This is a genomic window from Streptomyces sp. NPDC056479, assembly GCF_042795335.1.
Classification (GTDB): domain Bacteria; phylum Actinomycetota; class Actinomycetes; order Streptomycetales; family Streptomycetaceae; genus Streptomyces.
In genome coordinates, this window is record NZ_JBHTRZ010000013.1 from 232,987 (window position 1) to 252,359 (window position 19,373).

Sequence of the window (19,373 nt, forward strand, 5' to 3'; positions counted from 1 at the left end):
CGAAATGCTGATCCCCCGTAGGGTCAAGCACCGCAAGCAGCACCACCCGAAGCGCTCCGGCGCTGCCAAGGGTGGCACGACGGTTGCGTTCGGCGAGTACGGCATCCAGGCGCTCACCCCGGCGTACGTGACGAACCGTCAGATCGAGGCCGCTCGTATCGCCATGACGCGTCACATCAAGCGTGGTGGCAAGGTCTGGATCAACATCTACCCGGACCGTCCCCTCACCAAGAAGCCTGCCGAGACCCGCATGGGTTCCGGTAAGGGTTCTCCGGAGTGGTGGATCGCCAACGTCAAGCCCGGACGCGTGATGTTCGAGCTGTCGTACCCCAACGAGAAGATCGCCCGTGAGGCCCTGACTCGCGCCGCCCACAAGCTGCCGATGAAGTGCCGGATCGTCAAGCGCGAGGCAGGTGAAGCGTGATGTCGGCCGGTACCAAGGCGTCCGAGCTGCGCGAACTGGGTGACGAGGAGCTTCTCGCGAAGCTCCGCGAAGCCAAGGAAGAGCTGTTCAACCTCCGCTTCCAGGCGGCGACGGGTCAGCTCGAGAACCACGGTCGGCTCAAGGCCGTCCGTAAGGACATCGCGCGGATCTACACCCTGATGCGTGAGCGCGAGCTGGGCATCGAGACGGTGGAGAGCGCCTGATGAGCGAGAGCAACGTGACTGAGAACGCAGAAGCCCGTGGCTTCCGTAAGACCCGTGAGGGTCTGGTCGTCAGCGACAAGATGGACAAGACCGTCGTCGTCGCCGTCGAGGACCGTGTGAAGCACGCGCTGTACGGCAAGGTCATCCGCCGTACGAACAAGCTCAAGGCGCACGACGAGCAGAACGCTGCCGGCGTCGGCGACCGCGTCCTCCTGATGGAGACGCGTCCGCTGTCGGCGACCAAGCGCTGGCGCATCGTCGAGATCCTCGAGAAGGCCAAGTAATTCCTGCGGGGCAAATCCCGCAGGTCAGTTCCGCCAGGCTCGGGACGGGGCCGCCGTAACAGACGGCCCCGCCCCGGGAACCGGCAGACAAACAGGAGATAGACGTGATCCAGCAGGAGTCGCGACTGCGCGTCGCCGACAACACTGGTGCGAAGGAAATCCTTTGCATCCGTGTGCTCGGTGGCTCCGGTCGCCGCTACGCGGGCATCGGTGACGTCATCGTCGCCACCGTCAAGGACGCGATCCCCGGCGGCAACGTGAAGAAGGGTGACGTCATCAAGGCGGTCATCGTTCGCACCGTCAAGGAGCGCCGCCGTCCGGACGGCTCGTACATCCGCTTCGACGAGAACGCCGCCGTCATTCTCAAGAACGACGGCGACCCTCGCGGCACCCGCATCTTCGGCCCGGTCGGGCGTGAGCTGCGCGAGAAGAAGTTCATGAAGATCATCTCGCTGGCTCCGGAGGTGCTGTAAGCATGAAGATCAAGAAGGGCGACCTGGTTCAGGTCATCACCGGTAAGGACAAGGGCAAGCAGGGCAAGGTCATTGCCGCTTACCCGCGCGACGAGCGCGTCCTGGTCGAGGGTGTCAACCGGGTCAAGAAGCACACCAAGGCCGGCCCGACCGCCAAGGGTTCGCAGGCCGGCGGCATCGTCACGACCGAGGCGCCGATCCACGTCTCCAACGTCCAGCTGGTCGTTGAGAAGGACGGCAACAAGGTCGTCACGCGTGTCGGCTACCGCTTCGACGACGAAGGCAACAAGGTTCGCGTTGCCAAGCGGACGGGTGAGGACATCTGATGACGACCACCACCAGCCCGCGTCTGAAGCAGAAGTACCGCGAGGAGATCGCGGGCAAGCTGCGTGACGAGTTCAAGTACGAGAACGTCATGCAGGTTCCCGGCCTCGTCAAGATCGTGGTCAACATGGGTGTGGGCGACGCCGCCCGCGACTCCAAGCTGATCGAGGGCGCCATCCGCGACCTCACCACGATCACCGGTCAGAAGCCGGCCGTCACCAAGGCCCGCAAGTCCATCGCGCAGTTCAAGCTGCGTGAGGGTCAGCCGATCGGTGCCCATGTCACCCTCCGTGGCGACCGCATGTGGGAGTTCCTGGACCGCACCCTGTCGCTCGCGCTGCCGCGCATCCGCGACTTCCGTGGTCTGTCCCCCAAGCAGTTCGACGGCCGGGGCAACTACACCTTCGGTCTCACGGAGCAGGTCATGTTCCACGAGATCGACCAGGACAAGATCGACCGTACCCGGGGTATGGACATCACCGTGGTGACCACGGCGACCAACGACGCTGAGGGCCGCGCGCTCCTTCGTCACCTCGGCTTCCCGTTCAAGGAGGCGTGAGCGAGATGGCGAAGAAGGCTCTGATTGCCAAGGCTGCTCGCAAGCCCAAGTTCGGTGTGCGTGGCTACACCCGCTGCCAGCGCTGCGGCCGTCCGCACTCCGTGTACCGCAAGTTCGGCCTGTGCCGCGTGTGCCTTCGTGAGATGGCTCACCGTGGCGAGCTGCCGGGCGTGACCAAGAGCTCCTGGTAGTCCCGCTTTTAGGGATTCCAGAGGCTCTCGGTAAGCAATGGGCGTGTCAGGTGCCCTCCCCTTCATGGCTTAGGCTTGGAGGGTTGGGCGCCTGACGGTCGCCCGTACGACTTACTACGCCGTAGGTCCACCGCGCCGCACCCGTCCCGTCTCGGATCGGGGAGAGGGATGGCGCACCAGGAAACCCCGGCGAGAGAGGCCGAAGGCCAATTCATGACCATGACTGATCCGATCGCAGACATGCTTACGCGTCTGCGGAACGCGAACTCGGCATACCACGACTCCGTGACGATGCCGGCATCGAAGATCAAGTCGCACATCGCGGAGATCCTCCAGCAGGAGGGCTTCATCACGGGCTGGAAGGTCGAGGACGCCGAGGTCGGCAAGAACCTCGTCCTGGAGCTGAAGTTCGGCCCCAACCGTGAGCGCTCCATCGCGGGCATCAAGCGGATCTCCAAGCCCGGTCTCCGGGTTTACGCGAAGTCCACCAACCTGCCGAAGGTGCTCGGCGGCCTCGGCGTGGCGATCATCTCCACGTCCCACGGGCTCCTCACCGACAAGCAGGCCGGCAAGAAGGGCGTAGGCGGAGAAGTTCTCGCCTACGTCTGGTAGCGGAAGGGAACGGAGGAAACAGCTATGTCGCGCATCGGCAAGCTCCCCATCGCGGTTCCCGCCGGCGTGGACGTCACCATCGACGGCCAGACGGTCTCGGTCAAGGGCCCCAAGGGCGCCCTGACTCACACCGTCGTGGCGCCGATCGAGATCGCCAAGGGTGAGGACGGCGTGCTCAACGTCACCCGCCCCAACGACGAGCGTCAGAACAAGGCCCTGCACGGCCTGTCCCGCACGCTGGTGGCGAACATGATCACCGGCGTGACCCAGGGTTACGTGAAGAAGCTCGAGATCAGCGGTGTCGGTTACCGCGTTGCAGCCAAGGGATCGAACCTCGAGTTCGCGCTCGGCTACAGCCACTCGATCACCGTCGAGGCCCCCGAGGGCATCACCTTCAAGGTGGAGAACCCGACCCACTTCTCGGTCGAGGGCATCGACAAGCAGAAGGTCGGCGAGGTTGCGGCCAACATCCGCAAGCTGCGCAAGCCCGACCCGTACAAGGCCAAGGGCGTCAAGTACGAGGGCGAAGTCATCCGCCGCAAGGTCGGAAAGGCGGGTAAGTAAGCCATGGCATACGGACAGAAGATCCTCAAGGGCGACGCCTACAAGCGCGCCGCGATCAAGCGCCGCCACATCCGGATCCGTAAGCACATCAACGGAACGGCGGAGCGTCCGCGTCTGGTCGTTACCCGCTCGAACCGCCACATCGTGGCCCAGGTGATCGACGACATCAAGGGTCACACCCTTGCGTCGGCGTCCACCCTGGACACCTCGATCCGCGGTGCCGAGGGCGACAAGTCCGCGCAGGCCAAGCAGGTCGGTGCCCTGGTCGCCGAGCGCGCCAAGGCTGCCGGCGTCGAGGCCGTCGTATTCGACCGTGGTGGCAACCAGTACGCCGGGCGCATCGCTGCCCTGGCGGACGCCGCCCGCGAAGCCGGGCTCAAGTTCTGAGCCGCTTCCGTAGCTAGCGGAAACAGAGAGAGGTAATTCCAATGGCTGGACCCCAGCGCCGCGGTGGCGGTGCCGGTGGCGGCGAGCGGCGGGACCGGAAGGGCCGTGACGGCGGCGCAGCTGCCGCCGAGAAGACCGCTTACGTTGAGCGCGTTGTCGCGATCAACCGTGTCGCCAAGGTTGTGAAGGGTGGTCGTCGCTTCAGCTTCACTGCGCTCGTCGTAGTGGGCGACGGTGACGGCACCGTGGGTGTCGGTTACGGCAAGGCCAAGGAGGTGCCGGCCGCCATCGCCAAGGGTGTTGAGGAGGCCAAGAAGCACTTCTTCAAGGTCCCCCGTATCCAGGGCACCATCCCGCACCCGATCCAGGGTGAGAAGGCTGCCGGCGTCGTTCTGCTCAAGCCCGCGTCGCCCGGTACCGGTGTTATCGCCGGTGGCCCGGTGCGTGCCGTGCTCGAGTGCGCCGGTATCCACGACATCCTGTCGAAGTCGCTCGGCTCCGACAACGCGATCAACATCGTGCACGCGACCGTGGAGGCCCTGAAGGGCCTGCAGCGTCCCGAGGAGGTCGCGGCCCGCCGCGGTCTGCCGCTCGAGGACGTCGCTCCCGCGGCTCTGCTGCGTGCGCGTGCCGGGGCTGGTGCGTAATGGCACAGCTCAAGATCACGCAGGTCAAGTCGTACATCGGCAGCAAGCAGAACCACCGTGACACCCTGCGTTCCCTTGGTCTCAAGGGGATCAACACGCAGGTCGTCAAGGAGGACCGCCCCGAGTTCCGCGGCATGGTGCACACCGTCCGCCACCTCGTGACGGTTGAGGAGGTCTGATCATGGCGGAGAACAACCCGCTGAAGATCCACAACCTCCGTCCGGCCCCCGGCGCCAAGACCGCCAAGACCCGTGTCGGTCGTGGTGAGGCGTCGAAGGGTAAGACGGCCGGTCGTGGTACCAAGGGTACGAAGGCCCGTTACCAGGTTCCGGAGCGCTTCGAGGGTGGCCAGATGCCCCTCCACATGCGTCTTCCGAAGCTGAAGGGCTTCAAGAACCCGTTCAAGACCGAGTTCCAGGTCGTGAACCTCGACAAGCTGGCGTCGCTGTACCCCGAGGGTGGCGAGGTCACCGTCGAGGGTCTGGTCGCCAAGGGTGCCGTTCGCAAGAACAGCCTCGTCAAGGTGCTCGGCCAGGGCGAGATCTCCGTGGCGCTGCAGGTGACGGTCGACGCCGTCTCCGGCTCCGCCAAGGAGAAGATCACCGCCGCCGGCGGTACCGTCACCGAGCTCGTCTGAACGATTCAGGCGTCTCGATGACTTGAGCGATCCCGACCGGGGATACCCCACAAATGGGGTATCCCCGGTTGGTCGTTCCAAGGGGGGCGGTCTCGCCGGTAAGGTGGCCTGCACTGCCCACTTTTACTGGGTGCTTCTTGTGGGGCACTCTGAGCGGCAGTTGACCGTTAGCTAAGTCGTTCCTATTAGTCGAACCTCAAGACCGTCACCCTTGACGCAGTTGCGCGGGGGTCGCAGGAGGCACCGTGCTCACCGCGTTCGCCCGGGCGTTCAAGACGCCCGACCTGCGCAAGAAGCTGCTCTTCACTCTCGCCATCATCGTGGTGTACCGGATCGGTACACACGTACCTATCCCTGGCGTCGACTACTCGGCCGTCCAGACCTGTATCGACCAGGCGAGCACCAACACTGGTCTGTTCGGTCTGGTCAACATGTTCAGCGGCGGCGCACTGCTTCAGATCACGATCTTCGCGCTCGGCATCATGCCGTACATCACGGCGAGCATCATTCTCCAGCTGCTGACCGTCGTGATCCCGCGCCTGGAAGCCCTCAAGAAGGAGGGCCAGGCAGGTACGGCCAAGATCACTCAGTACACCCGCTACCTGACCGTGGCGCTCGCCATTCTGCAGGGCACCGGCCTGGTGGCCACCGCCCGCAGCGGCGCGCTCTTCCAGGGCTGCCCGGTCGCCGGCCAGATCGTCCCGGACCAGTCGATCTTCAAGACCATCACCATGGTCATCACCATGACCGCCGGTACGGCCGTCGTCATGTGGCTCGGCGAGCTCATCACCGACCGCGGTATCGGCAACGGCATGTCGATCCTGATGTTCATCTCGATCGCCGCGACCTTCCCGTCCGCCCTGTGGGCCATCAAGCAGCAGGGTGACCTGGCCGACGGCTGGATCGAGTTCGGCACCGTCATCGCCGTGGGCCTGGTCATGGTCGGTCTCGTCGTCTTCGTCGAGCAGGCGCAGCGCCGAATTCCGGTGCAGTACGCCAAGCGCATGATCGGCCGCCGTTCCTACGGCGGTACGTCGACGTACATCCCGCTCAAGGTGAACCAGGCGGGCGTGATTCCCGTCATCTTCGCGTCGTCGCTGCTCTATATTCCGGCGCTGATCGTGCAGTTCTCCAGCGACCAGCAGTCCGGTTGGGCGACCTGGGTCACACAAAACCTGGCGGACACGGGCGCTCCGGTGCACATCACTCTGTATTTCTTCCTGATTGTCTTCTTCGCGTTCTTCTACGTGGCCATCTCGTTCAACCCCGAGGAAGTCGCGGACAACATGAAGAAGTATGGTGGCTTCATCCCGGGCATCCGGGCTGGCCGACCGACCGCTGAGTACCTTTCCTACGTGCTCAACCGGATCACCTGGCCGGGCTCGCTGTACTTGGGTCTGATCGCTCTCGTGCCGACGATGGCGTTGGCTGGTTTCGGGGCAAACCAGAACTTCCCCTTCGGCGGGACCAGCATCCTGATCATCGTGGGTGTGGGCCTGGAGACGGTGAAGCAGATCGAGAGCCAGCTCCAGCAGCGCAATTACGAAGGGTTCCTCCGCTGATGCGTATCGTCCTCGTCGGGCCGCCGGGTGCCGGCAAGGGAACGCAGGCCGCGTTCCTCGCCAAGAACCTGTCGATTCCGCACATCTCCACGGGCGACCTGTTCCGCGCCAACATCAGCCAGCAGACGGAGCTCGGGAAGCTCGCGAAGTCCTACATGGACGCGGGCAACCTGGTGCCGGACGAGGTCACCATCGGGATGGCCAAGGACCGCATGGAGAAGCCGGACGCCGAGAACGGCTTCCTGCTGGACGGCTTCCCGCGCAATGTGTCCCAGGCCGAGGCGCTCGACGAGATGCTCCAGTCCGAGAACATGAAGCTGGACGCGGTGCTCGACCTCGAGGTCCCCGAGGAAGAGGTCGTCAAGCGGATCGCCGGGCGGCGGATCTGCCGCAAGGACTCCAGCCACGTCTTCCACGTCACGTACAGCCGGCCGAAGAAGGAAGGCGTCTGCGACGTCTGCGGCGGCGAGCTGTACCAGCGGGACGACGACTCGGAGGAGACCGTCCGCAAGCGGCTGGAGGTCTACCACACGCAGACCGAGCCGATCATCGACTACTACAAGGCGCAGGGACTGGTCGTCACCATCTCCGCGCTGGGCAAGGTCGAGGAGGTCACGGCTCGCGCCATGGAGGCGCTCAAGCGTGACGAGGACGGCAAGTAGGAGCTTTCGCAGCTCATACGTAGCTCAGGCCGCGGTTCCCTCTGAGGGGGCCGCGGCTGCTGCGTGGAGCGGGGCGGACCTGCTCCGCCCTTATGGTTGAAGCAGTCCCCTCTATCCGGCCCAGGAAAGGCGCCCGTGCCCATGGTGCAGATCAAGACCCCCGAGCAGATCGCCAAGATGCGTGAGGCGGGGTTGGTCGTAGCCGCCATTCACGCGGCCACGCGCGAGGCCGCGGTGCCCGGGGCCAGCACCAAGGATCTGGACGAGGTCGCCCGCAAGGTGCTCGCCGAGAACGGCGCCAAGTCGAACTTCCTCGGCTACGGCGGTTTCCCCGCGACGATCTGCACCTCCGTGAACGACGTCGTCGTCCACGGCATCCCGTCCGAGGACGTCGTCCTCAAGGACGGCGACATCATCTCCATCGACTGCGGCGCGATCATCGACGGCTGGCACGGCGACGCCGCCTACACCGCGTTCGTGGGCTCCGGTCACGCTCCGGAGCTGATCGAGCTCTCCCGGGTCACCGAGGAGTCGATGTGGGCCGGCATCGCGGCGATGAAGCAGGGGAACCGGCTCGTCGATGTCTCCCGTGCCATCGAGACGTACATCCGCCGCCAGCCGAAGCCGGGCGGCGGCCGGTACGGGATCATCGAGGACTACGGCGGTCACGGCATCGGCACCGAGATGCACATGGACCCGCATCTGCTGAACTACGTAGAGAAGCGCCGCGGCAAGGGCCCGAAGCTGGTCTCCGGCTTCTGCCTCGCGATCGAGCCGATGGTGTCGCTGGGTACGCCCAAGACCGAGGTCCTGTCGGACGACTGGACCGTCATCACGACGGACGGGACCTGGTCGTCGCACTGGGAGCACTCAGTTGCGCTGACCGATGAAGGGCCCCTGGTGCTCACCGCTCCCGACGGCGGCAAGGCGAAGCTGGCGGAGCACGGCATCGTCGCCGCTCCGGATCCGCTGGCCTGAGTCCGCCCTCCCCGGCGCTTAATGATCTGCCTGTCTGGGCAGACTTCCCCGATTCGTCTTTCCGGGTGCGCTGACGTAGACTGACTCGTCGGCTCTCGTGTACCCGCATGTCCGCATGCGCTCGCAAGCGGTGTGAATGTGTCACGAGAGCTGATCAAGGTAGTCGATTCCGAAGGGCGAAGCGTGGCCAAGAAGCAAGGTGCCATCGAGATCGAGGGCACTGTCGTTGAGTCTCTGCCGAACGCCATGTTCAAGGTCGAGCTCCAGAACGGCCACCAGGTCCTGGCACACATCAGCGGCAAGATGCGTATGCACTACATCCGCATCCTCCCTGACGACCGGGTCGTGGTGGAGTTGTCTCCGTACGACCTGACGCGTGGCCGGATCGTCTACCGGTACAAGTAGATCTTGCCCGCGCCCCGGGCTTCCCGGGGTGATGGCACTGACCCGGAGAACCTCACCAATGAAGGTCAAGCCGAGCGTCAAGAAGATCTGCGACAAGTGCAGGGTGATCCGCCGTCACGGTCGGGTCATGGTCATTTGCGAGAACCCGCGCCACAAGCAGCGCCAGGGCTGATCGCAAAACCGCCTCATCTGCATTCGCAGTACTTCGCGCGACGCGAGCTGAATATGTTCATACGCAGGATCCAGGCGTTTGCCTGACACCCCCGGTTCGGAGGCCGGGGACCCAGTTCGTACCTGGTACGGCGGCTGGGATTCGATTCTGTGGAAGACCTCCGAAGATCACCAGGAGCCATTGAATGGCACGCGTTTCCGGTGTTGACATCCCGCGCGAAAAGCGCGTGGAGGTCGCCCTCACCTACGTGTTCGGCATCGGCCGGACCCTGTCGCAGGAGACGCTGGCTGCGACCGGCGTCGACCCGAACACCCGCGTTCGCGACCTCTCCGAGGAGCAGCTCGTCGCGATTCGTGAGTACGTCGACAACAACATCAGGACCGAGGGTGACCTCCGTCGTGAGATCCAGGCCGACATCCGCCGCAAGGTCGAGATCGGTTGCTACCAGGGTCTGCGTCACCGCCGAGGTCTGCCGGTCCGCGGTCAGCGCACCAGCACCAACGCCCGCACCCGCAAGGGCCCGCGTCGCGCCATCGCCGGCAAGAAGAAGCCGGGCAAGAAGTAGTCCGCAGCGGACAACGCTTCATCAGCGGTCTTCGCTGTAGGACCGACCACCTCCCCGTAGGAGTTTGTAGATGCCCCCCAAGGGTCGTCAGGGCGCTGCCAAGAAGGTGCGCCGCAAGGAAAAGAAGAACGTCGCTCACGGCCACGCGCACATCAAGAGCACGTTCAACAACACGATCGTCTCCATCACGGACCCGTCCGGCAACGTGATCTCCTGGGCCTCCGCCGGCCACGTCGGCTTCAAGGGCTCCCGGAAGTCCACGCCGTTCGCCGCGCAGATGGCCGCCGAGTCGGCTGCCCGCCGCGCCCAGGAGCACGGCATGCGCAAGGTCGACGTGTTCGTGAAGGGTCCGGGTTCGGGTCGTGAGACCGCGATCCGTTCGCTTCAGGCGACCGGTCTCGAGGTCGGCTCCATCCAGGACGTCACCCCGACCCCGCACAACGGCTGCCGCCCGCCGAAGCGTCGTCGCGTCTGACGCACGGCCGGTAGGTCTCGGGTGCCGGGCGGTACGGTCCGTAAGGGCCGTACCGCCCGTACCCTTGCAGTACCCGCGCTTTCATGGGCGCGGTTTCCGTCGGGCGTCAAATAGCGGGCGTCCACGAAAGAAGGATCTGATCCACACATGCTGATCGCTCAGCGTCCCTCGTTGACCGAAGAGGTCGTCGACGAGTTCCGCTCCCGGTTCGTGATCGAGCCGCTGGAGCCGGGCTTCGGTTACACCCTCGGCAACTCTCTTCGCCGGACCCTCCTGTCCTCGATCCCGGGTGCGGCGGTCACGTCCATCCGCATCGACGGCGTGCTGCACGAGTTCACCACCGTGCCGGGCGTCAAGGAGGACGTCACCGACCTGATCCTCAACATCAAGCAGCTGGTCGTCTCCTCGGAGCACGACGAGCCGGTCGTGATGTACCTGCGCAAGCAGGGTCCGGGCCTGGTCACCGCCGCCGACATCGCGCCCCCGGCCGGTGTCGAGGTGCACAACCCCGACCTCGTCCTCGCCACGCTGAACGGCAAGGGCAAGCTGGAGATGGAGCTCACGGTCGAGCGTGGCCGCGGTTACGTCTCCGCCGTGCAGAACAAGCAGGTCGGTCAGGAGATCGGGCGCATCCCGGTCGACTCGATCTACTCGCCGGTTCTCAAGGTCACGTACAAGGTCGAGGCCACGCGTGTCGAGCAGCGCACCGACTTCGACAAGCTGATCGTCGACGTCGAGACCAAGCAGGCGATGCGTCCGCGTGACGCCATGGCCTCCGCCGGTAAGACCCTGGTCGAGCTGTTCGGTCTCGCCCGCGAGCTGAACATCGACGCCGAGGGCATCGACATGGGCCCGTCCCCCACGGACGCCGCCCTTGCCGCCGATCTGGCGCTGCCGATCGAGGAGCTGGAGCTCACCGTTCGGTCGTACAACTGCCTCAAGCGCGAGGGCATCCACTCCGTGGGTGAGCTCGTGGCTCGTTCCGAGGCCGACCTCCTCGACATTCGTAACTTCGGTGCGAAGTCCATCGACGAGGTCAAGGCGAAGCTGGCCGGCATGGGCCTGGCCCTGAAGGACAGCCCGCCCGGATTCGACCCCACGGCCGCTGCCGACGCCTTCGGCGCCGACGACGACGCGGACGCGGGTTTCGTGGAGACCGAGCAGTACTGATCGGTCGTTGCCGGTGAGCATCCGCTCATCGGGTTCCTGACCCCGGTACCTGATACGGCCGGGGCAGACACACAGGAGAAGAACAATGCCGAAGCCCACCAAGGGTGCCCGTCTGGGCGGCAGTGCCGCGCACGAGAAGCTGCTCCTCGCGAACCTCGCGAAGGCGCTCTTCGAGCACGGCCGTATCACCACCACCGAGGCGAAGGCCCGCCGTCTGCGGCCCTACGCCGAGCGTCTGGTGACCAAGGCGAAGAAGGGCGACCTTCACAACCGCCGCCAGGTGCTGCAGGTCATCACGGACAAGAGCATCGTGCACACGCTCTTCACCGAGATCGGCCCGCGCTACGAGAACCGTCCGGGTGGCTACACCCGTATCACCAAGATCGGTAACCGCCGTGGCGACAACGCGCCCATGGCTGTCATCGAGCTGGTCGAGGCTCTGACGGTCGCTCAGGAGGCCACTGGCGAGGCCGAGGCCGCGACGAAGCGCGCTGCCAAGGACGCCGAGGTCAAGGTCGACACGACCAAGGCCGACGAGGCTGCCGAGGCTCAGGCCGATGAGGCTGCCGAGGAGTCGAAGGACGCGTAAGCGTCTGCCGGGGGCTGTTCGGTTTGCGGCTGCGGCACCGTCGTGGCTTGTCGCGCAGTTCCCCGCGCCCCTTTGGGCGATTGCGGGCCCGTTCCTTTCGAGGGGCGGGCCCGCTTTTGTGTTGCTGAGAGGATCTCTGTGTGAGTGACGAAGTAGAGCCCGGGTATGTGCGTGTGCGCCTCGATCTGTCGTACGACGGGACCGAGTTCTCCGGCTGGGCCAAGCAGGCCGGTGGGCGGCGGACCGTGCAGGGGGAGATCGAGGACGCACTGCGGACCGTCACGCGGTCGGGCGGCACGACGTACGAGCTGACCGTCGCCGGGCGTACCGACGCCGGCGTGCACGCTCGCGGGCAGGTGGCGCATGTCGATCTGCCGGAGGCGGTCTGGCGGGAGCATCACGAGAAGCTGCTCAAGCGGCTTGCCGGGCGGCTGTCGAAGGACGTGCGGGTGTGGGCGCTGCGGGAGGCGCCCAGTGGGTTCAATGCTCGGTTCTCGGCGATCTGGCGGCGCTACGCCTATCGCGTCACGGACAACCCCGGCGGCGTCGACCCGCTGCTGCGCAACCACGTCCTCTGGCACGACTGGCCGCTCGACGTCGACGCCATGAACGAGGCGGCCCAACGGCTGCTCGGTGAGCACGACTTCGCCGCCTACTGCAAGAAGCGGGAGGGGGCCACCACCATCCGCACGCTGCAGGAGCTGAGCCTGGTGCGGGGGGACGACGGGATCGTCACCGCCACCGTGCGGGCCGACGCCTTCTGCCACAACATGGTGCGCTCGCTCATCGGGGCGCTGCTGTTCGTGGGGGACGGGCACCGGCCCGCCGACTGGCCCGGCAAGGTGCTCGCCGCGGGTGTCAGGGACTCCGCCGTGCATGTCGTACGGCCGCATGGGCTGACTCTCGAAGAGGTCGGGTACCCCGCCGACGAGTTGCTCGCGGCGCGGAACAAGGAGGCGCGGAACAAGCGGTCGTTGCCCGGGCCGGCCGGCTGCTGCTGAGCGGGGCCGGGAGGTCTCAGTCGGTCGACCAGTTCCTCAGGAGATCGCCGAGGGCGTCCGCGGTCTCGTCGGAGTCGGGGCCGTCGTCCCGGGCGTCGGGGGCGAGTTCCACGTGCAGGAAGCCGGCGTGCCGGCGCTCGGCGGACATGCCCTGGACGTTCGTGGTGCCCTCCAGCGGGCAGCGTGCCGACCAGCCCCGGCAGACCCGCAGCCCGTCCGCCTCCAGTCGGTCGGCCAGCCCTGTGGCCTCGCGGGACGTGCTCTGGGCCGAGCCGCCGGAGACGACGGCCTCGTAGGGGCGCCCGTCCGACTCGCCGAAGCCGTGGAGCTGGAGGCCGGGCACCCCGCGCTTCTGCAGTTCGACGACGATGGTGTGGAAGGCGCTGTCCTCGCGGTGGGCGACGTCCGCGGCGTCCGAGCGGCCGGCCCGGCGATGGGCGCCGGCCACCACCAGGGCGCCCGAGGGGGTGTTCTCCAGGAGCCGGACGCCGAGTGCCTCGGTGTCGCGGTCGGACACCGGGTGCGGCACCTGGACGTTCCAGCGCACGTCGGAGTCCGCGGTCAGGTAGAGGCGGCCCCAGCGCGCGGCCTCGCCGTTCGGGCGTAGGGCGGCGATCTCGTCGTAGCGGCGACCGGAGTCGGTGTCGGTGAGGCGGGTGACGCCCAGGCCGAGCGGGGCGAGCAGCCGTTCCGCCTCCGCAGCGTCGCCGTCCAGGAGGCGCCCGACGCCGTGCGCCAGTTCCTCCAGCCGGCTCTCGCTCGGCGGGGTGTAGGGGTCGTCGGGTGCGAAGTCGGCCGTGTACGTGAGGATCCGGCTGCGGATGTCCACGAGCTCCCGAGCCTGCGGAACCGAGTGTTCCGTCGCATCGGACGATGCGGTATCACAACCGGCCAACGCCAGGATCAAAACCGTTTGAGCAAGAATGCGAGCGAAACGTGATTGTCTTGTGATGTGAGAGACGGGTTGAGTTGTGAGGCGCGTGTGAATATGTCGCGGTGACATTCCGTAAGTCTCTCCGTATAGGTCGCTCTCTGGCGGTTCTGGGGGCTCTGGCCGGCCTGATCTCCGCTTGTACCGCCGAGCCGTCCGGTTCTCAGGTGAAGCCTGGTGGACGTTCGTTCACCGTCGCCGCCGCGGGTGATGTGCTCATCCACCCCGAGCTGGTCGAACAGGCCGCCAAGGACGCCAAGAAGACCGGTGAGGGGCAGGCCGGGCTGGACTTCGGACCGCTCATGGCCGGGGTGAAGCCGGTCATCAGCAAGGCCGATCTGGCCATCTGTCACATGGAGACGCCGGTCGGCACGCCCAAGGGCCCCTTCGAGGGGTACCCGGAGTTCCTCGTTCCACCGCAGATCCTCACGACCCTCAAGGACGTGGGCTACGACACCTGCTCCACGGCCTCCAATCACACCTACGACCACGGCCTGGGGGCCGTGAAGCGCACCCTGAACGCGATGGACAAGGCAGGCCTCGGTCACACCGGGTCCGCGCGTACGCCCGAGGAAGCAGAGCAGATCAACATCCGGGACGTCAACGGCGTCAAGGTCGCCCATCTCGCCTACTCCTGGGAGTCCTTCCTCAACCCCACGCCCGAGAAGGAGCGTTGGGCCTTCAACCGGATCGGCTTCGACGCCATCAAGAAGGCCGAGGCGAAGGCCCGCGAGAAGGGCGCCGAGGTGGTGATCCTCTCGCTGCACTGGGGCCTGGAGCACTACAACGAGCCGAGCGTCCCGCAGCTGCAGCTGGCGGAGCGGATCACCAAGGACACCGGGATCAACCTGGTGATCGGGCACCACGCCCACGTGGTGCAGCCCATCCAGAAGCTCAACGGCACCTGGGTCGCCTACGGCCTCGGCAACCAGGTGGCCCGTCACTCCTCGCCCAGCGGCCTCACCGAGGAGGGCGCGATCGGCTGGTTCGAGTTCAAGGAGACGGCCGACGGCTGGGACGTCGGTGCCCGCTACCGGACCACCCTGGTGGACATCCCGCCGGAGCTGGAGACCGGGGAGAAGGTGCCCGAGGGCGCGGTCGTGGACCACCGGCTGGTGGACGTGCAGGAGGCGCTCGACAACCCCGGCGACCTGTCCGAGGACCGGCTCGCCCGGTACCAGCTCGGCGCCGACCGCACCCGCGGCTTCCTCTACAACCGTGGCGCCCCCGGCGGCGACGGTCTTGAGCAGCTGTCTTTGGGGACGTGACGAGCGACACAGACAGCGTTGGCCGTCGGAACCCAACCCCGGCGCGTGCCAACAGTCTTTTAAAGCGACGGCGTCTCATGCCCGCGTCAGCGGTGGCTCCTGCGAGCGCCTGAGTAGTGATGAGGCGAAGGAAACCACCGGTGACTTCAACCCAAGGCGCGCCGCGTCCCGGACGGGGCGGGCGGCGACGCATGCGCAGACGCGCGGACATGCCGCTCCTGGGCGGCATCAGGCCGCCGATCGCGCTGCTGTGCCTGCTGATCCTGGCTCTGGCCGGACTGACCGCCAAGGTGCTCGGACCGGCCGGCGAGCCGACCGTGCCGAAGGCTGTCCTGGGCTCCCAGCAGTACTTCGCGCAGGACGGCGCCATCGCCCTACGCGCGTCGATCGACGAGCGGGTCACCGACCTGGACCGCACGGCGGCCGCCCTGAACGCGGGGAAGCCCGCGGACCCGGAGCGGGTGCTGTCGGATCTGAGCGACACGTACCAGAAGTGGACCGGCACCACGGTGCTGGACCTGGAGAGCGGAAAGGTGCTCGCCGCCAGGGGTGAAACGATTCCCCTTGCCTGGCTGGACAAGGACGTCCTCACCGGTGAGCACGCCCTGACGCCCCGCATGGTGCGCCTGGAGACCGGTGACGTACGGCTGATGACGATGGCCCTGCTGGACTGGAAGGACCGTCCGCAGCAGCTGCTCATCGCCTCCAACAGCCTCTCCGTGCCCGCCATCAACCTGGGCCCGTTCCGCGCGATGGCGGTCGTGGCCCGGGGCGGCGAGGTCCTCGCCACGGCCGGGTTCGAGCAGGCCGAGGCGCTGAACTCGGACGCGGAGCGCAGCGAGCTCTCCTTCCTGTCGAAGCAGATGACCCGGCTGTCCGAGCGGGCGGCGAAGGAGACCGAGCAGGACCCGGTCAGCGCCAGGGAGCCCGGCTCCCGCGGCTACCCGGGCGTCAGCGGGACCCTGCTCGGCGAGGCCTACAACGGCCGTATCGCCACCGCCGGATACGCCTCCCTCGCCTCCGCCGACCCGGAGCAGCGCCAGAGCGTCGGCGCGGGCCTCGGCCTGACGGTCGTGGCCATGCTGCCCGTGGTGCAGGAACACGCCGTCGGGCAGGAGCGGGAGCTGTACGGACTGGTGGCGGCGGGTGTCCTGGTGGTGTTCGGGCTGCTGGCGGCGGCCCTGCTGTGGATGGCGGTGCAGCGGCCCCTGCTGACGCTGTTCCTGGAGTCCCGCAGGCTCGCCCGCGGCGACCTGACCCGCCCCGTCGCCGTGCCCCGCTGGGGCGAGGCCGCCCGCGTGGGTGCCGCCCTGGAGCGGCTGCGCGGGCAGCTGTCCGGCGGGGGAGCGGAGTCCCGCTCCGGCGACGGCACCGGCCGCAGGGCCCGGCTCGGGCTGCGGGTGCCGCTGGCGCTGACCGCCGTACTGCTGTTGCTGTGGTGTGTGCCGGTCGGTCTGCTGCTCAACCGCACGGATGCCTCGGTGAGCGTGCCCAGCACCATGGTCAACGACCAGCGCGACCGCACCGACCTCGTCGCCGACCGGGTCCGCCGGGCCCTCAACGAGGCCCAGGCCGACCTCGTCTCTCTCACCGGGCTGATCGACGTGGACGATCCCGACGCCACCACGGGCGTGCTCGACGACGCCCTGCGCAAGCACTCCCGCTACGGCTCCCTGTACGTCGTCGACCAGGGCGGCGACGTCGTCGCCCGCGCCGGCAACGAGCCGAGCGCCGACTGGAGCGCGGACGAGAAGGCAGGGGAGCATGGCGCGTCGCTCATCCGGGTGTCCGGTGAGGGCGGCAAGAAGCCGGTGATCCAGGCCGGGGCCGCCGTACCGGAGCACAAGGGCATGACGCTCGTCGGCGAGGTACGCGTGGAGTTCCTCAACTCCCTCCTCGACCGGCCCGGCCTCGGCGAGGTCCGCGTGGTCGACACCAAGGTCAGGACCATCGCCGGCAGCGACGGCTTCCTCGCCTTCGAGGATCTGCCGCGTGAGTCGCTCACCGACCTCGTGCGGGCGGGCGGCGTCCACGTCGGCGCCGGTCCGGTGGAGAACGGGCTGCTCATCCGCGAGGGACGCTCGGTCACGGTCGCCGCGGCGGCGCCCTTCTCCGGCGGAGGTGTGGCGGCCGACGTCGGCTGGACCGTGATCAGCTGGCAGAACGCCAAGCACTTCGAGATCGCGCCGTACGAGCGCGAGGACCGCAGTGTGCTCGCCGGGATGCTCGGGCTCGCGCTGATCGTGGTCTGCCTGGGCTGGATCCATCTGGTCGTGGTCCGGCCGCTGCGCGCCCTCGCGAGCAGCGCCGAGAAGCTGGCCGACGGCGACCTCAAGACCGTGCTGTACCCCCGCTATCACGACGAGGTGGGGGCCGTCGTCCGCAGCCTCGAACTGGTCCGCCAGCAGTTGCAGGCCCGCAGGCAGAACCAGGCGCGCCGCAGCGCCGAGCCCCGGCTCGGCGCCGGAGGAAGGTGACCGGCCGTGCTCTACCTCTACTTCGTGCTGCTGATCGGCGGGGTGTTCCTGCTGATCGCCGGCATCATCGAACAGCGCAGGCACTACGCCGCCCTGCACATGATCCCCTCCCGGGTGCTGGTCAACGGCATCCGCGGCAAGTCCTCCATCACCCGGCTGTGCGCGGGTGCCCTGCGCGGCGGTGACCTGGTGACCGTGGCCAAGACGACGGGCACCGCCGCGCGCTTCATCCATCCGGACGCGACGGAGGAGCCGGTCTACCGCAAGTTCGGCATCGCCAACGTCGTGGAGCAGATCGGCATCGTCCGCCGGGCCGCCACCTACCGTCCCGACGCCCTCGTCATCGAGTGCATGGCGGTCATGCCGGCCCTCCAGGAGGTCAACCAGAGCAAGCTGATCCGCTCGACGATCGGCGTGCTGTGCAACGTCCGTGAGGACCACCTCGCCGAGATGGGCCCGACCCTGGACGACGTGGCCCGCTCGCTGTGCCGCTCGATGCCGGAGGACGGCATCTGCGTCACGGCGGAGAAGGAGCGCTTCCACATCCTCCAGGAGGAGGCGGACGCCCGTAACTGCAAGTTGATCTACGCCGATCCGGAGACGGTCAGCGACGAGGAGCTGCGCGGCTTCAGCTGGTTCACCTTCAAGGAGAACGTCGCCATCGCGCTGGTCGTGGCCGACCTGCTCGGCATCGAGCGCAAGGTCGCGCTGCAGGGCATGTACGACGCCCCGCCGGACCCGGGTGTGCTCTCCGTGGAGAAGTACGTCGCCCCCGACGGCAAGCGGCTCGCCTTCGCCAACGTGTTCGCGGCCAACGACCCCGAGTCGACGCTGATGAACATCAACCAGCTGCTCGACCTCGGCGCGATCCGCCGCCCCCTGAACGTCGTGATCAACTGCCGCCCGGACCGGGTGGAGCGCAACGGGCAGATGGGCGAGATCATCCCCGATCTGCAGCCGGACAACGTCTTCGTCATCGGCCACCCGTCCAAGAGCGCCATCGACGCCATCCCCGCCGAGTGGCGCGACCGCGCGGTCGACCTGGGCGGTGAGCGCCGCGCGGCGGACGAGTTCATGCCGACCCTGCTCGGCCGGATGTCCGACGGCTCCTCCCTGGTCGCCATCGGCAACATCCACGGACAGGGCGAGGAACTCCTCGAATACCTGGCCGAGCTCCCGGCCGACGAGAGCGAGGCGGAGGAGGCGGGGCAGCCGGCCGCCGCCGCACCGCACCAGCCGCAGCGCCTGGACCCGTACGCCTCGTACCCCACCGCCTACGAGGAGCGGTACCAGGCCTCGCAGACCCAGGAGATCCCGGTGATCACCATTCCGGCCCCGCCGGCGGGGCGGTACGCCGAGGCACCGGGCGCGTATGCCGCGGCCGCGCCGGGCGGGGAGCACGGGGCGCAGTCGTACGGCCAGGGCCAGTACCCCGGGCAGAGCGGGCAGTACGGCCAGGGCCGGCCGCACGACCCAGGGCCGTCGTACGCGTCCGGCGGGCCGCAGGGCTCGGGGCAGGAGCCGTACGAGGGCGGGAACCCGGAGGTCTCGGCCTGGTTCCGCACCGCGCGTCAGCCCTCGCCCGGGCCCGGTCAGGAGCAGCCGTACGGCGCAGGACCCGTGCCGCAGCCGTACGACGACGATCCCTTCGGCCGGCCGCACCGGCGGCCGGCGGACGACGACGGAGGTGGCGACCCGTCGCGCGCATGACACCCGTCCCGCGCCCGGCGCCCGTTCCGTGCCCGGCATCCGCGGGGTGGGCGGCCCTCGTCCGCAGGCCGCCGCCCGTTCC

The 19,373-nt window shown here is 67.5% G+C and carries 27 protein-coding genes; 26 read left to right on the forward strand and 1 reads right to left on the reverse strand.

The annotated features are described in order from the left end of the window. Window positions 1-4: 4 nt before the first annotated feature. From rplP to truA, 23 genes are all read left to right on the forward strand, one after another. Window positions 5-424, forward strand: coding sequence for a 50S ribosomal protein L16 (gene rplP / locus ACFQ6S_RS40415; RefSeq protein WP_030967307.1), 420 nt, complete (start codon window positions 5-7; stop codon window positions 422-424). Further along, window positions 424-648, forward strand: coding sequence for a 50S ribosomal protein L29 (gene rpmC / locus ACFQ6S_RS40420; protein ID WP_003998824.1), 225 nt, complete (start codon window positions 424-426; stop codon window positions 646-648). The genes rplP and rpmC overlap by 1 nt, the downstream gene beginning before the upstream one ends. Next, a complete protein-coding gene (gene rpsQ / locus ACFQ6S_RS40425) occupies window positions 648-932 on the forward strand; it encodes a 30S ribosomal protein S17 (RefSeq protein WP_147995162.1) in 285 nt (94 codons plus the stop codon). Before rpmC ends, rpsQ begins: the two co-directional genes overlap by 1 nt. 104 nt (window positions 933-1,036) lie before the next feature. Next, window positions 1,037-1,405 (forward strand): 50S ribosomal protein L14, encoded by a 369-nt coding sequence (rplN, locus tag ACFQ6S_RS40430; protein ID WP_003992364.1) that lies wholly within the window; start codon window positions 1,037-1,039, stop codon window positions 1,403-1,405. A 2-nt stretch (window positions 1,406-1,407) separates the two neighbouring features. Beyond that, window positions 1,408-1,731 (forward strand): 50S ribosomal protein L24, encoded by a 324-nt coding sequence (rplX, locus tag ACFQ6S_RS40435; RefSeq protein ID WP_266823214.1) that lies wholly within the window; start codon window positions 1,408-1,410, stop codon window positions 1,729-1,731. Then, complete coding sequence (rplE, locus tag ACFQ6S_RS40440; protein WP_383420664.1) at window positions 1,731-2,288, forward strand: 50S ribosomal protein L5; 558 nt, start codon at window positions 1,731-1,733, stop codon at window positions 2,286-2,288. Before rplX ends, rplE begins: the two co-directional genes overlap by 1 nt. Before the next feature lie 5 nt (window positions 2,289-2,293). After that, window positions 2,294-2,479: a type Z 30S ribosomal protein S14 gene (locus tag ACFQ6S_RS40445; protein WP_003948630.1), complete on the forward strand. Its 186-nt coding sequence runs from the start codon at window positions 2,294-2,296 to the stop codon at window positions 2,477-2,479. A 213-nt stretch (window positions 2,480-2,692) separates the two neighbouring features. Beyond that, window positions 2,693-3,091 (forward strand): 30S ribosomal protein S8, encoded by a 399-nt coding sequence (gene rpsH, locus ACFQ6S_RS40450; protein WP_007384075.1) that lies wholly within the window; start codon window positions 2,693-2,695, stop codon window positions 3,089-3,091. A 24-nt stretch (window positions 3,092-3,115) separates the two neighbouring features. Further along, window positions 3,116-3,655, forward strand: a complete 540-nt coding sequence (gene rplF / locus ACFQ6S_RS40455; RefSeq protein WP_383420666.1) for a 50S ribosomal protein L6 — start codon at window positions 3,116-3,118, stop codon at window positions 3,653-3,655. Between the two features lie 3 nt (window positions 3,656-3,658). Then, window positions 3,659-4,042 (forward strand): 50S ribosomal protein L18, encoded by a 384-nt coding sequence (gene rplR, locus ACFQ6S_RS40460; protein ID WP_190073610.1) that lies wholly within the window; start codon window positions 3,659-3,661, stop codon window positions 4,040-4,042. A 41-nt stretch (window positions 4,043-4,083) separates the two neighbouring features. Then, window positions 4,084-4,689 carry a 30S ribosomal protein S5 gene (rpsE, locus tag ACFQ6S_RS40465; RefSeq protein WP_015658456.1) on the forward strand — a complete coding sequence of 202 codons (606 nt, stop codon included), beginning with the start codon at window positions 4,084-4,086 and terminating at the stop codon, window positions 4,687-4,689. Continuing rightward, window positions 4,689-4,868, forward strand: a complete 180-nt coding sequence (gene rpmD, locus ACFQ6S_RS40470; RefSeq protein WP_052580766.1) for a 50S ribosomal protein L30 — start codon at window positions 4,689-4,691, stop codon at window positions 4,866-4,868. Before rpsE ends, rpmD begins: the two co-directional genes overlap by 1 nt. Before the next feature lie 2 nt (window positions 4,869-4,870). Then, the gene (gene rplO / locus ACFQ6S_RS40475) at window positions 4,871-5,326 is read left to right on the forward strand and encodes a 50S ribosomal protein L15 (RefSeq protein WP_093824865.1); all 456 of its coding nucleotides are present in this window, start codon (window positions 4,871-4,873) and stop codon (window positions 5,324-5,326) included. A 245-nt stretch (window positions 5,327-5,571) separates the two neighbouring features. Beyond that, on the forward strand, window positions 5,572-6,888 hold the full coding sequence (secY, locus tag ACFQ6S_RS40480) for a preprotein translocase subunit SecY (protein ID WP_383420670.1): 1,317 nt from the start codon (window positions 5,572-5,574) through the stop codon (window positions 6,886-6,888). Next, a complete protein-coding gene (locus tag ACFQ6S_RS40485) occupies window positions 6,888-7,550 on the forward strand; it encodes an adenylate kinase (RefSeq protein ID WP_383420672.1) in 663 nt (220 codons plus the stop codon). Before secY ends, ACFQ6S_RS40485 begins: the two co-directional genes overlap by 1 nt. Window positions 7,551-7,691: 141 nt before the next feature. Continuing rightward, window positions 7,692-8,528, forward strand: coding sequence for a type I methionyl aminopeptidase (map, locus tag ACFQ6S_RS40490; RefSeq protein WP_383420674.1), 837 nt, complete (start codon window positions 7,692-7,694; stop codon window positions 8,526-8,528). 183 nt (window positions 8,529-8,711) lie between these two features. Continuing rightward, window positions 8,712-8,933 carry a translation initiation factor IF-1 gene (gene infA / locus ACFQ6S_RS40495; RefSeq protein WP_003948620.1) on the forward strand — a complete coding sequence of 74 codons (222 nt, stop codon included), beginning with the start codon at window positions 8,712-8,714 and terminating at the stop codon, window positions 8,931-8,933. A gap of 58 nt (window positions 8,934-8,991) precedes the next feature. After that, entirely contained in the window at window positions 8,992-9,105 is a 114-nt protein-coding gene (gene rpmJ, locus ACFQ6S_RS40500) for a 50S ribosomal protein L36 (protein ID WP_003998809.1), read from the forward strand. Window positions 9,106-9,289: 184 nt separating this feature from the next. Then, window positions 9,290-9,670 carry a 30S ribosomal protein S13 gene (rpsM, locus tag ACFQ6S_RS40505; RefSeq protein WP_331265693.1) on the forward strand — a complete coding sequence of 127 codons (381 nt, stop codon included), beginning with the start codon at window positions 9,290-9,292 and terminating at the stop codon, window positions 9,668-9,670. A 70-nt stretch (window positions 9,671-9,740) separates the two neighbouring features. Continuing rightward, window positions 9,741-10,145, forward strand: a complete 405-nt coding sequence (gene rpsK, locus ACFQ6S_RS40510; RefSeq protein WP_003956432.1) for a 30S ribosomal protein S11 — start codon at window positions 9,741-9,743, stop codon at window positions 10,143-10,145. Window positions 10,146-10,292: 147 nt separating this feature from the next. Next, window positions 10,293-11,315, forward strand: a complete 1,023-nt coding sequence (locus ACFQ6S_RS40515; RefSeq protein WP_003966937.1) for a DNA-directed RNA polymerase subunit alpha — start codon at window positions 10,293-10,295, stop codon at window positions 11,313-11,315. An 85-nt stretch (window positions 11,316-11,400) separates the two neighbouring features. Next, complete coding sequence (gene rplQ / locus ACFQ6S_RS40520) at window positions 11,401-11,904, forward strand: 50S ribosomal protein L17 (RefSeq protein WP_383420677.1); 504 nt, start codon at window positions 11,401-11,403, stop codon at window positions 11,902-11,904. Window positions 11,905-12,044: 140 nt separating this feature from the next. Continuing rightward, entirely contained in the window at window positions 12,045-12,905 is an 861-nt protein-coding gene (truA, locus tag ACFQ6S_RS40525; protein WP_383420679.1) for a tRNA pseudouridine(38-40) synthase TruA, read from the forward strand. Between the two features lie 16 nt (window positions 12,906-12,921). On the opposite strand, the gene ACFQ6S_RS40530 is transcribed toward truA, so the two are convergent. Beyond that, window positions 12,922-13,734 carry a hypothetical protein gene (locus ACFQ6S_RS40530; RefSeq protein WP_383420681.1) on the reverse strand — a complete coding sequence of 271 codons (813 nt, stop codon included), beginning with the start codon at window positions 13,732-13,734 and terminating at the stop codon, window positions 12,922-12,924. 203 nt (window positions 13,735-13,937) lie between these two features. Here ACFQ6S_RS40530 and ACFQ6S_RS40535 point away from each other — a divergent pair, with 203 nt between their 5' ends. From ACFQ6S_RS40535 to pgsB, 3 genes are all read left to right on the forward strand, one after another. Next, window positions 13,938-15,104: a CapA family protein gene (locus ACFQ6S_RS40535; protein WP_383420814.1), complete on the forward strand. Its 1,167-nt coding sequence runs from the start codon at window positions 13,938-13,940 to the stop codon at window positions 15,102-15,104. Between the two features lie 209 nt (window positions 15,105-15,313). Next, window positions 15,314-17,581, forward strand: coding sequence for a HAMP domain-containing protein (locus ACFQ6S_RS40540; protein ID WP_383420816.1), 2,268 nt, complete (start codon window positions 15,314-15,316; stop codon window positions 17,579-17,581). Between the two features lie 6 nt (window positions 17,582-17,587). Further along, the gene (pgsB, locus tag ACFQ6S_RS40545) at window positions 17,588-19,291 is read left to right on the forward strand and encodes a poly-gamma-glutamate synthase PgsB (RefSeq protein ID WP_383420683.1); all 1,704 of its coding nucleotides are present in this window, start codon (window positions 17,588-17,590) and stop codon (window positions 19,289-19,291) included. Window positions 19,292-19,373: the final 82 nt, after the last annotated feature.